The following is a 12,441-nucleotide window of genomic DNA, read 5'->3' as shown; positions in this document are numbered from 1 at the left end:
GATTATAGTTAATTCATCAAGCAATTCCCAGGCTCAACGTGTATTAATATAAAGTTGAGGTTGGGAATTTCTTCTTTTAGATAGTCTTGTAAACGGTGTGCAATTTCGTGGCCTTCTGCGACTGTGATGCTTCCGTCAACAATAACGTGTAGATCCAGATGATAACTCATGCCGGCCTTTCTAATAAATGCTTTTTCAGTATCAATTACTCCGGAAACTTCTAAAGATTTTTCGCGTACAATTTCAATAATATCATCATAGCGGTTTTCATCCATTATTTCGCCTAAAGCAGGTCTGAAAATAAGATAGGCATTATACAAAATTATTCCGGAAGCAAATAGCGCAGCCCAGTCATCTGCCGTTTCAAATCCCTCTCCAAAAATTATGGCAATCGAGATTCCCAGAAATGCCATAATCGAAGTAATAGCATCGCTACGATGATGCCAGGCATCTGCTTTGAGAGATGAGCTGTTTGTTTCCTTACTGCGTTTTAAAACAATTCTGAATGAAATCTCTTTCCAGGTAATAATCGCCGCAAGAACTGCGAGTGTCCAGGGTTTTGGAGTTTGTTGTGGAGTTACTAAAAGAATATTCTGCACACTTTCATAAGCGATTACTGTGGCTGAAGTCACTAAAAAGGCAACCACTAAAAAAGTAATAAGTGGTTCTATTTTTCCGTGTCCGTATGGGTGATTGTCATCGGCAGGACGCTCTGCATATTTTAGACCAAAAAGTACCAGTAGAGAAGCAAAAATATCAGCCGTAGACTCTATCGCATCAGCAATAAGTGCATAAGAATTGCCAAAAATACCGGCTATACCCTTAGCGATTGCCAGCACAGTATTACCTATAATACTGAAATAAATGGCGCTAATTGCAGATTTGTTTTTGCTCATTACTTTTTGTCTTTCGATTTAAGGGAGCACAAAGTTCACACATTTAAGCCGCCTATTAGAAAAAATAAGCGTTAAGATTCAAGTTTATTGGCACCGCCAAAGGGTTTAATACCCCGAGGCTCGCCTCGAAATTGAAAATTTGTTTCTAACGAATGCCTTATAGGCTTGCCACCGAGGTAGTTTATTTATCCCGAAGTAAATCGGACTTGTCTGGCTCTTTTGTGGCTTTTTCAACCTTGTCGCTATCCTTACGCTCTTGCATTTCTATACGGGTACGTGGTAAGCTATGCGGATAATTTTCCTGAATAAAGATCACCAGTTTTTCTCTTACATGAACGCGTAAGTCCCAAGCAGTAGGAGAGTCTATAGCACTCATTAAAGCACGGGTTTCAACCATTTCATTATTGGTATCAGTAACCTGAAGCACATTTACTTCTTTATCCCATAACTCTGTATTTTCAAGAATACGGGTAAGCTCTTCACGCAATGCATCGAACGGAACATTATAATCTGTATAGATAAAAACAGTACCCAAAATATCTGAAGAATTGCGCGTCCAGTTTTGAAAGGGCTGTTCTATAAAATAAGTGGTAGGTAAAACCAAGCGGCGTTTATCCCAGATCTTGACAACTACATAGGTAAGATAAATCTCTTCAATACGGCCCCATTCACCTTCTACAACTACCACATCATCTAACCGGATAGGTTGCGTAAATGCAATTTGAATACCTGCCATCAACGTACCTAAAGCTTTTTGAGCAGCAAAACCAATAATAATACCGGCAATTCCGGCTGAGGTTAACATACTTACGCCAATAGCACGAATACTATCAAAACTCATCAAGGCTATACTTACTGCAAAAAGGATGATTAGAAACATCAAAACACGTTCTAATACTGTGAATTGGGTATAAATTTTACGGGCGTGTACATTATCTGAAGCGTTCATGTCGTACTTGGTTAAAATGTTACTCTTAAAAGCTTTAAGTACTACAATTAGAATCCAGGTTATACTTAATATGAAAAGTAAGGTGCTGGTATGTGATAAAAACTCTTCGTCTATAAATTCCAAAATTTTATCATTAGTCTTAAGAATACGGGTAACTAATGCCAGCATGAATAATGCTAGGGGCAAACGTATTTTACCGGCAAAGTTTACCGGCAAAATATTTTTAGAACTTTTACCCAGCTTTCTAACAAAATAAAAGATTAAACCAAAAATGAGTATTCCTGCAAAAAGCGTGATTAGTAAAAAATTTGATGTGTAAGAATCTAAATAATCTAGCATAGGGCAGTGTTTTTTGAGGAAACCTTTTTGAATTTAAGAGGTTATTTTTTGAAATTCCGTTAAGGATATTTAAAACTTTTACTATCAAGTAACTATAACGTTAGTAAAGTTTAAAAAAGAAAACCCCATAGCTAATGCTACGGGGTCTTACAAACTTATAATTTAGATATTACTTTAAATTAACTGCCTTGATAACCCGGGTTTTGTGTTAATTCTGCTTCCTTGTTTAATTGAATTTCTCTTAATGGTATAGGGAACAGTTCATGGAATTCTTGTAAACCTTCAATGCGCATGGTTTGTGGTAATGGAATATTTGGGTTTTGAACGTTAAGACGTGTAGCACGCTCTACGAGCATTTTAGTACGCATGAGTGTCATTCTTCTATTTTCTTCTGCTAATAACTCACGAACCCGTTCATCAAGTATAAAATCCATATCCATTTCACCAGCACTCACCTGTGGAGCTTCTGCACGCGTTCTAAGAATATTTATAGTCGTAGCGGCTCCTCCCGGATTGTCTTGCATTACTTGAGCTTCAGCTTTTAAAAGATACGTTTCTCCTAAACGCATCTGAATAAAATCTTTCCACATACCAAATCCAAATACGTCTGCCGGATCAAAATGCCCCCATTTTAGTGTATACGGTTGAATTCTTGATAACGTATCAATACCAGTATACGGTACTAATTCACCATAAATATCAGCGAAATCTGATGCTGGGTTATTGTATCTAAAACGTCTATGAATATTGTATTTAGAATTACGCATATCCGTATCATCATAGAGGTCATAAATAACCCAGTTATTCAGCCGAATACGAGCAACACCACGTCCACCCAAAGAATCAGCCGGAATCATACCATTGATATTATGATATCCTGCTCCCCAAATTCTACGGTGTTGTGGATTACCACTTGAGCCACCACGAACGTCAGCTGGGTTTTCATTTTCAAGAACCCAGATAGCTTCTGTATTTCCTTGTGAACGTCTTTGATTTCCTTTGAAGAACATATCTGAAAAAGGATCTCCCGGTTCACTAGACTTAACACCATATCGCTCGTCAACAAGTTGAAATGCCTGACTGTTTATAATAATGTCAGCTTGATCTTCTGCTAAGTCTGGTTGCCCGCTTCTAAGATAGAAAGTTGCAAAAAGTTGGTGTGCAGCATACTTATTTACACGAGATTCAAATTCTGGAGCAGAAGTAGGTTCGCCTAAGTTTGCTGTTGCAAAAGTTAAATCTTCTTCAATTTGTGCATTGATTTCTTCTAATGAATTACGCGTATAATCAAAGCGTGCTTCGGTAACCGGTTCTGTAATGAGTGGAACCCCACCAAATAGTGTTGCTAGATTATTATACGCATAGGCTCTAAAGAATCGCGCTTCAGCATTGATCGCATCTTTTTCTTCCTGAGCTAATTCTTCTGAAGTATTGTTTTCAACACTAGAAATTATACTATTTGTATTTTCTACCATATTATACCAAAGCTGCCAGCTTTGATAAGCAGCATTATCATCTGTTGTAAGCTGATTGTATTTATAGTAAGGAACTTCTATCCCTTGAGGCTCTGTTGGCCAAGCAATGTCTGTACCGGCTTGCCAAACGCATAACCAACCCTGATCACTACTTCTGGTCTCAAAAGTGCTTAACATTTGATACAATCCTATCAGTTGAGCCTTATAACCCAATTCATCATTTAACGTTTCTGGTGTAAAATCAGAACGTATTTCTTCTTCAAGAAAATCGTCACCACAAGAGCTAAGCACAAGGTTTAACCCAAGTAGCACAATTATTAGTTTAGATATATTTTTCATAAAGTTTATCTTTTTGTGTTTTTCCAATTTTTTACAAGGATACATTAACTCCTACTGAGTAAGTACGTACTACAGGGTAGTTATTTGTCCAGTTTCCTGAACCTCTGTATGACTGATCACTTTCTGGATCCCAACCTATCCAGTCTGTCCAGGTATATAAGTTTCTACCGGCTACATAAAACACAAGGTTAGAAAGACCAAATTGCTCAATCTTTTCTGATGGGAATCTATAGCTTATACGAGCATCCTTAAGCCTTACGTAACTTGCATCTCTAGGATAGCCATAACCTAGTGTGTTGCGATAGGTAAGTGATGGAAATTCATTGCTTTGGTTTTCTGGAGTCCAGTACCCAACATCTTGTGGAGTGTTTCTTCTAGATAACTCATCACCATAGTTGATATCTGGGTTTCCTTTAAGAACTCCCTGTACGGTTTGAATAAAGAAAGACAAATCAAAATTCTTGTAAGAGATGGTATTCGTAATACCACCAGTCCATTTAGGGAGTGAACTTCCTAAGTATTTACGATCGTTTTCCGGTTCAATTACACCATCACCATTTACATCTTCAAACTTCAAATCACCGGGATTCGCATTAAAACTACCGGTGTCTTCACCTTCTTGCCAAACGCCTACCATATTATAATCGTAAATAGCACCAAGTGATTTCCCAATAAACCATCTACTTGGGATATCGTCTTCACCATCACCATATAGGTCTAAAATCTCATTTTTAAACGTAGAGAAATTTACATTGGTTTCCCATCTAAAATCTCCTGTATCAATGTTAGTAGAGCTGATGCTGAATTCAAAACCTCTGTTTTCAACGGCACCAATATTTTCTATAATACTTGTAGTACCTGTTAGCGCAGGGATACTTCTATTTAATAGTAAATCTTCGGTTTTAGACTTGTAAGCTTCTATAGAACCATTAATTCTGTTGTTAAAAAAGCCAAAGTCTAGACCAATATTACTGGATAGCGTTGTCTCCCACTTAAGGTTTGGATTTCCCAGACCATTAATAAACGTACCTGTATAGGATTGCCCTCCAAATGGATATAAAAGCGTACCTGCGCGAGTTTGTGTCTGGTTGATGCCAACTCCACGGTTACCGGTCTCACCAATAGAAAAACGTAATTTAAGATTACTTACAGCATCTGCATTTTCCATAAAGGCTTCTTTGTGAATATTCCATCCTAAAGCGGCAGAAGGAAAGACACCATATTTACTGGTATTTGCACCAAAAGCAGAGTACCCATCACGTCTTACGGTAAACGTAAACAAGTATTTGCTGTCGTAATTATAGTTCAAACGCCCCATTTGAGAAAGTAGGGTAGAACGTCTGCTATAAGTACCACCGGTGATATTCTCTGCAGCTCCAATATTGTTATAAGATAGTTGATCGTTTACAAAACCAACACCCGTTAAAGATTCCTGAAAGAATTCAGTTGCTTGAGAACTGTATAAAGCAGTCAGGTCTAAATTGTGTTTTCCAAAGCTTTTAGAATACTTCAGGATATTTTCAATAATCCATACTTTTTCTTCATCACCTCCCACATTAGCTGTACCGCGGTTGTCATTAGCAGCACGACCAGTGTAATTTCTGTACATATACGGATTGAATGTATATGAAGCATTAATACGATAAGATAAACCTTCAGCAAATCCCGGTGTGATTTCTGCAAAAGCATTTCCAGAAAGTGTACGCTCTCTTTCAACACGATCAGTTTGCAATCCTAATAGTGGGTTTTCATAAAGAAGTTCAGGAAGCATAGGATTTATAATGACTTCACCATTTTCATCATAGGGTACTGAGTATGGACTCATAGCTGTTGCTAACAAAAGGTTAGCTCTACCACCGTCAAAATTATTATTAGCAAAGAAGGCGTTTAATCCCACTTTTAAATAATCGGTAAGTTGCACGTCGATATTAGAACGTAACGTTAATTTCTGGTAATCATAACCTTCAATAACCCCTTTTTGATCTAGGTAACTGCCAGATAGGAAGTATTTTGTACTCTCGTTACCCCCTCGTATACTCAGGTTGTGTTCTTGAATAACCCCTGTTCGGGTTACTTCATCAAACCAATCAGTTGATCTTCCTGCATCGTAGTTAGCAATCTCACTTTGGTTAGCTAAAATGCGATCTTGCTCAGCTCCCGGATTATTTTGGCTGAAAAAATCAGCATATTTTTGAACGTATGCATCTGGCCCAAGTGGTTTAAGAATATTTGCAAATTCTTCAAAGGCACCATACGTACTATAATTGATAACAGGTTCACCTGTTACACCTCGTTTAGTTTGAATAAGAATAACCCCATTGGAACCACGAGTACCATAAATAGCAACTGCAGATGCATCTTTAAGAATTTGAATAGATTGAATATCTCTGGTATTAATATCATTTAGAGTACCTGTAAAAGGAATTCCGTCAAGAACTATAAACGGACTAGTACTACCCGTGATAGAATTTACACCACGTACCTGAATAGATCCAGAAGAACCGGGAACAGATGATCCCTGACTAATATTAAGACCAGCAGTCGTACCTTGAATAGCTTGAGTAAGGTTAGTAACCGGTAAGTTTTCTAAGCGATCCTCATCAACTGAAGATACCGATCCGGTTACATCAGATTTTTTCTGACTACCGTATCCCACGACAACGATTTCGTCTAAAACCCCCATATCTTCTTGAAGAGAAGTATTGAGTGTAGTTTGACCATTTACCGGTAACTCAATCGTTTTCATTCCTACATAAGAAAAAACAAGTACTGCATCTGAACCAACTTCAAGTTCGTAGTTTCCATCAAAGTCTGTAGTCGTACCATTAGAAGTTCCTTTTTCTATTACAGTAACTCCAGGTAGGGGCATGTTATCTGCGGCTGTTGTAACCGTTCCGCTAATTGTTTGCTGTATTCCTGTTTTCACTTTTGCAATTCCATCATAAGGAAATGCAATAAGCGTTAACAAAAAGCTGCAAATCAAAATAGACTTAAAGCGTAAAGTTTTTTGTCTCATAAAATAAATAATAGTTTATTACTGAATATTTGATAAATGTCATATTGACATTTATCAAATATTCAGTAATAATTTATATAGACATGGTGGGTAAATTGATTTTTAAGAGGGGGTAAATCAGTCAATATTAATTAATTCGCTTAATATTAAATCTTTATGTGCTTACTTGCATATCGAATATTTGTCAATATGTTTGTTGAATTGATACTTATTTAACTCAAAATCTTGTTTAGATCATTGATTAAGTTATTTTTACAAGTATAATTAGGTTAAATTGAATCGGTATTTATTAAAAATAAATGTAAATAGAACATTTATTTTTGTTTTATTTGTAGATATAATATTCACAATTCTGAACTAGTATCTTTTAGTTTGAATATTAAGAATATTCCTTTAATGAATTATTTATAAAGCATCATTCAAATGTTAAAATCTAAATTGGTTTTTGTTTTCGCTGTAGTATTTTCAACTCTTTTTTCTTCCTGTGTTACGACAGAAAAAGAAGATGACTTCTCTGCATATCTTTTTGTGTATTTCACAGGTAATGGTCCTGGGGAAGAAGCTGTTCATTATGCCCTTAGTAAAAATGGATATGACTATTATGCACTGAATAATGATAAGCCTATTGTATCTACAGATAGTATAAGTACCACAGGTGGTGTGAGAGATCCTCATATTTTAAGAGGAGAAGATGGTAATTTTTATATGGTGCTTACTGACCTAAAGACAAACGAAGGATGGAATAATACCGGAATTATTTTAGCAAAATCATCTGACTTGATAAATTGGGAAACCAGCAGAATAGATCTTGCCAAAGAGTTTTCTGAATTTAGTGATATTACCCGGGCTTGGGCTCCTCAAACTATATATGATGCAGAGGCTGGTAAGTATATGATCTATTTCTCAATGTTGCAGCCCGGTGGTTATGATAAAGTATATTATACGTATGCAAATGAAGATTTTACAGGTTTAGAAACTGTTCCTGAACACTTATTTTACAGTCCGGATGAGAAGTCTTGTATTGACGCAGATATCATCAAAAAGGGAAATAAATTTTATATGTTCTATAAAACCGAAGGTACCGCTACTAAGGGTATTCGGGTTGCTGTTTCAGATAGCTTAACATCGGGTTATGTTCCTGAAGAAGGCTACAAAGATCAGACTGATAGAGCAGTAGAAGGTTCATCTGTTTTTAAAATGATAGATAGTGATACTTACATTTTACTTTATGATATGTACATTGACGGCAAGTATCAATTTGCAGAAAGTACAGACTTATTAAACTTTAAAGCTTTAGGTGCTGATAAGATCTCGATGAATTTTCACCCGCGTCACGGAACGATAATTCCTGTTACAGAAGCAGAAGCTACTTCGTTGTTAAAGGAATTTCCTTCTGTAGATTTGCCGTTGATTGTTGGAGCTAATGGAGCTGCCATTCGTAAACAAAATATAGTAGTAAACCCAGAAGAAGCATCGGTTTATTTACCGGTTTATACAGATAGTAGTTTTACAGATTTAGATCCGGAGTTAGTTGCTTTTCCTGGGGTTTCAATTGCAGAAAATGGAGCTAAAGACTTTTCAACAGGCGCTAACTCTTACACGCTTAGCTTACCAGACGGATCTCAGAAAATATATAGTGTAGCAGCAGCCGTTGCTAATAATCCGGTTTTAGATGGTTTCTATGCAGACCCTGAGATTATTTATTCCCATAAAGATAAAAAATTCTATTTATACCCTACGAGTGATGGTTTTGATGGCTGGAGTGGAACCTATTTTAAAACTTTTTCTTCTAAAGATTTAGTTCACTGGAAAGATGAAGGTGTTATTGTAGATCTTCTTAAGGATGTCTCTTGGGCTAATAGAAATGCCTGGGCACCATGTATTGCAGAAAAGGAAATAGATGGAGCATATAAATACTTTTACTATTTCTCTGCAGCTCAAAACATAGGTTTAGCAACCGCAGATAATCCTGCCGGCCCTTTTATAGACATGGGTAAAGCTTTCGTAGGGGAGAAGCCTGATGCAATAAAGCGTAGAGGAGGTCAGATTATAGACCCTGATGTTTTTATTGATCCGCAGAGCGGAAAGGGATATTTTTATTGGGGTAATGGTTATATGGCAGGCGCAGAGCTTGATGAAGATATGATGTCTTATAAAGAGGAAACTCTAAAGGAGCTTACACCAGATGGAACGTATAGAGAAGGGACTGAAGTGTTTTTTAGAAAGGGAAAATATTACTTTTTATGGTCTGAAGATGACACAAGAAGTCCTAATTATCGCGTGCGTTATGCTACTGCTGAAACACCATTAGGTCCCCTAACTATTCCAGAAGAGAATATGGTGATTCAAAAAGATGAAGAGGCAGAAATCTACGGTACGGGTCATAATTCGGTAATTAATGTGCCGGGTACAGACGATTGGTATATCGTTTACCACCGTTTTACACGTCCTAAAGGAATTAGTATGGGAGGTCCTGCAGGTTTTCATAGAGAAGTATGTATAGATAAACTTACGTTTGCAGAAGACGGTAGTATATTAGAAGTAACTCCTACAGTAGCTGGTATAGCACCAATTACGATTTCTGAATAATATTTAACGACAGTATCTAAGATTTTGTGGAAACAGAATTTCAGCGGGTTTGGCTTTTTATAGCTGAACCCTTTTTTTTAAAATATAGATAAGAATTGATTAAATATTAGCCCCAGTTATGAATTGAGGTCGTCCACTTTTAGTGATCTGCACTAATTCTCCTAAATTCCTTTCAAGGCTTTATGAGTTTTTAACGGAATTCTGTCGCTATTCTGACCAAAAGGATGCCTGCTATACAATATTCTTGAAAGTGAACGGAGCGTCCGTATTCTGAAATATACTTATGGAATAGAATCCCTATGGGTATTGAAAATTCGTTTTTAAGTATGCCGTTAAAATAAATCCCCGTATTGGCCTATCAGGAGGTTATCGTTAAATTTGACGGGAGCGTAACGTAGCTGGCGGCCGAGTTAAGCGCATGCAGTATAACGAACAAAAAAATTAGAGAACCTCTTGTAAGCTTTGATTTTTTGATTCGTTTTTTCATCGATGGAAATCAAAGATTCACGAAGTCTCGTGAAATAGATAACTCCTTAGTAAAAAATAGAACAGAAATACTAATTGAAGTTGTATTATCGTTTTCTTAAGCTCACTTTTTGCTATTGATTATAAAGCTTGTGAATCTCCTAACGTCGATTTGCTCGTGACCTCTACGAGGTATGGAATTTATTGCTTCTTTGAACAGTGCATTTGGTTCCCTGTGGTCGTCGGATGCAGAAAAAAAGAGCGTTTTTTTAGGTATTTTAAAACCGCCATAACCTCCCTAAACTTTCTCCAAGGCTTCGAAAATTCTTAACAGAAACTTCTGGCTATACTGAAGAAAAGGAATACTAAAGAATGAAATTAACACTACGATTGAAGTTAGATTCAGAATGAAGAGTATTCTGTTTCTATGCTGTGTTGCAGTAAAAGCCCATTTTATCTGAATGTTTTAAGGGTCTTCTTTTTAGACCTGTAGTAAAACAAGCAAATACCGCAGCGTTGGATGTGGATCTTGCATCCTACGAGTGTAACGAGAGGAATGCACAGGCGCAGCGGTTTGCCATCCGCCTGATAAGGGGTTTGTGTCGTTTTCAAGGGTGTAAAAATAAGCCTAGCTTTTTTTGTTTAGCTCACTTGATTGCATGGTTTTAGTGTTTGTGAACCTCTTAAAGTCAGTTTCTTTTTTGCATTGCCCAAAAAAGAAAGAGACGCTTTAGTTTCAAGGCTACCTGAAGTTATCGGTCATTGCTGTGGATTTTGCATACAATAAATGAAAAACGGTAGGGATAAGTCTCCTATCCCAGTCACTCATATTTAGTAGGAATCGTCTTAAGATGCGTATAGTTAATCCTAAAGTAAGTCCATAGTAACTCCATATTCACCCACAAAAAGTGTGGTAAAGTGTGGTTGAGTGTGGTTGGAGTGTGGGGTCAGTGTGGACTCATTATGCTTTTCTCGGGAGGTATCCTAGAGAATTCCATATACGAAAGCAGCTTGATTATGGAATAAGCTATTCCATGCAAGGAGATTTTAAATCGATGAGAATTTCAGGTCAAAATCAGAGTAACACAAAATTAAATGCTATGTTACCCGATCTGGAAAAAGTTAGAAGCATTCATCCCGGGGCAGTTTTAAAACATGCTCTAAAAAAGAAAGGTATGACCGCAAGCGATTTTAAACGGACGAAGATCTGTAAATCCTACACGTTCCATCAAGTTGGCTCAAGTATTTGATGCACGTGCAGATTACTTTATGCTGCTAAAGGCCCGTTATGATGCGCAGCAGGCTGTAGAAACAAGTCCTAAGCGAACGCCTAATTTAAAGTATTTTAGAAAAACGCTTTTTGGGATACCCAATTGGATAAAATCGATTGGAATACCCATAAGCGAGCCGTTATAAAACGGGTGCTCGAACGAGGTAATCAGGAAGAAATAGAGGTGCTCATTGATTTTTACGGAAAGCAGACTCTTTCAAAGGTCGTTCAATCCATCAAGAAGAGTTATCTGCCTCCTTTTGAGGAGAATGTTAAGCCTTATAGCTTTGCTGAATACCGATGAGGCTTTACCTAAATAGTGCTTCTGATTTGCTTTGGAAGTTCACTTAAAACCTGAGTTCGACGTAAGAAAAGTGCTTTTTTAGCATAAAAAAAGCAGAAATATAGTTATATTTAAGTGACTGAATACTAAAACACTAACCTAATTCCTGCTTATGATTTCTACAAATAAAATTACTAAAATTTTCTGTTCTATTGATGACTTTTGTAAAGTTTTTGAACCTGCACTAAAGCAAAGAACACTTACCAGGGGAGAAAACAAACGAAATCGAGCTTTTAAGATGTCAACAAGTGAAATATTAACGATCACTGTTGTGTTTCACCTGAGTGGTCATCGCACTTTTAAGCACTTTTATTTATATTATGTACAAGAACATTTGCAAAAAGAATTTCCGGATACAGTTTCTTACAACCGCTTTGTAGAATTGATGCAGGCCAATATGCTTCCACTTACTCTTTACATGAAAACATGCTGCCTGGGAGCATGCACCGGAATCTCATTTGTAGATTCCACTCCCATACGAGCTTGTAAAAATAAGCGGATAAAGAATAATAGAGTATTCCAAGGGATAGCCACCATTGGCAAGTCTACCATGGGCTGGTTTTATGGGTTTAAGCTTCATATTGTTGTAAATGATAAAGGAGAACTGCTGGATTTTATAATCACCCAGGCCAATGTGGATGACCGAACACCGATCAAACAAGATAATTTTCTAAAGAAAATATTTGGCAGTCTGTATGCTGATAAAGGGTACCTCTCTAAGGAACTAGCTGAACTACTATTCGATCAGGGGTTACATTTA

Annotated in this window: 8 protein-coding genes; 4 read left to right on the top strand and 4 right to left on the bottom strand. The window is 37.0% G+C overall.

Going from position 1 to position 12,441, the window contains the following annotated elements:
* Positions 1-8 precede the first annotated feature (8 nt).
* From BUB91_RS08685 to BUB91_RS08670, 4 genes are all read right to left on the bottom strand, one after another.
* Positions 9-896, bottom strand: coding sequence for a cation diffusion facilitator family transporter (locus tag BUB91_RS08685; protein WP_073098852.1), 888 nt, complete (start codon positions 894-896; stop codon positions 9-11).
* A gap of 181 nt (positions 897-1,077) precedes the next feature.
* The gene (locus BUB91_RS08680) at positions 1,078-2,184 is read right to left on the bottom strand and encodes a mechanosensitive ion channel family protein (protein WP_073098851.1); all 1,107 of its coding nucleotides are present in this window, start codon (positions 2,182-2,184) and stop codon (positions 1,078-1,080) included.
* Between the two features lie 179 nt (positions 2,185-2,363).
* A complete protein-coding gene (locus BUB91_RS08675) occupies positions 2,364-3,998 on the bottom strand; it encodes a RagB/SusD family nutrient uptake outer membrane protein (RefSeq protein ID WP_073098850.1) in 1,635 nt (544 codons plus the stop codon).
* Positions 3,999-4,029: 31 nt separating this feature from the next.
* Complete coding sequence (locus BUB91_RS08670; protein ID WP_073098849.1) at positions 4,030-7,014, bottom strand: SusC/RagA family TonB-linked outer membrane protein; 2,985 nt, start codon at positions 7,012-7,014, stop codon at positions 4,030-4,032.
* Positions 7,015-7,437: 423 nt separating this feature from the next.
* Here BUB91_RS08670 and BUB91_RS08665 point away from each other — a divergent pair, with 423 nt between their 5' ends.
* The 4 genes from BUB91_RS08665 to BUB91_RS08650 all read left to right on the top strand — a co-directional run.
* Complete coding sequence (locus BUB91_RS08665) at positions 7,438-9,603, top strand: glycoside hydrolase family 43 protein (RefSeq protein ID WP_073098848.1); 2,166 nt, start codon at positions 7,438-7,440, stop codon at positions 9,601-9,603.
* A 1,698-nt stretch (positions 9,604-11,301) separates the two neighbouring features.
* The gene (locus tag BUB91_RS20770; protein ID WP_128759341.1) at positions 11,302-11,484 is read left to right on the top strand and encodes a hypothetical protein; all 183 of its coding nucleotides are present in this window, start codon (positions 11,302-11,304) and stop codon (positions 11,482-11,484) included.
* Entirely contained in the window at positions 11,442-11,642 is a 201-nt protein-coding gene (locus BUB91_RS21640) for a DUF6922 domain-containing protein (protein WP_073098846.1), read from the top strand. The genes BUB91_RS20770 and BUB91_RS21640 overlap by 43 nt, the downstream gene beginning before the upstream one ends.
* Before the next feature lie 151 nt (positions 11,643-11,793).
* Positions 11,794-12,441 (top strand): IS982 family transposase (locus BUB91_RS08650; protein ID WP_073098845.1); only part of this gene is annotated, 648 nt, incomplete at its 3' end.

Origin of the sequence: Leeuwenhoekiella marinoflava DSM 3653 (genome assembly GCF_900129005.1) — a bacterium.
Classification (GTDB): domain Bacteria; phylum Bacteroidota; class Bacteroidia; order Flavobacteriales; family Flavobacteriaceae; genus Leeuwenhoekiella; species Leeuwenhoekiella marinoflava.
This window is presented reverse-complemented; position numbering and strand designations above follow the sequence as displayed.

What these genes read in the sequence shown, in the direction of transcription:
- BUB91_RS08685 (WP_073098852.1), bottom strand. Translation starts at nt 896, where the DNA reads ATGAGCAAAAACAAATCTGCAATTAGCGCCATTTATTTCAGTATTATA.
- BUB91_RS08680 (WP_073098851.1), bottom strand. Translation starts at nt 2,184, where the DNA reads ATGCTAGATTATTTAGATTCTTACACATCAAATTTTTTACTAATCACG.
- BUB91_RS08675 (WP_073098850.1), bottom strand. Translation starts at nt 3,998, where the DNA reads ATGAAAAATATATCTAAACTAATAATTGTGCTACTTGGGTTAAACCTT.
- BUB91_RS08670 (WP_073098849.1), bottom strand. Translation starts at nt 7,014, where the DNA reads ATGAGACAAAAAACTTTACGCTTTAAGTCTATTTTGATTTGCAGCTTT.
- BUB91_RS08665 (WP_073098848.1), top strand. Translation starts at nt 7,438, where the DNA reads ATGTTAAAATCTAAATTGGTTTTTGTTTTCGCTGTAGTATTTTCAACT.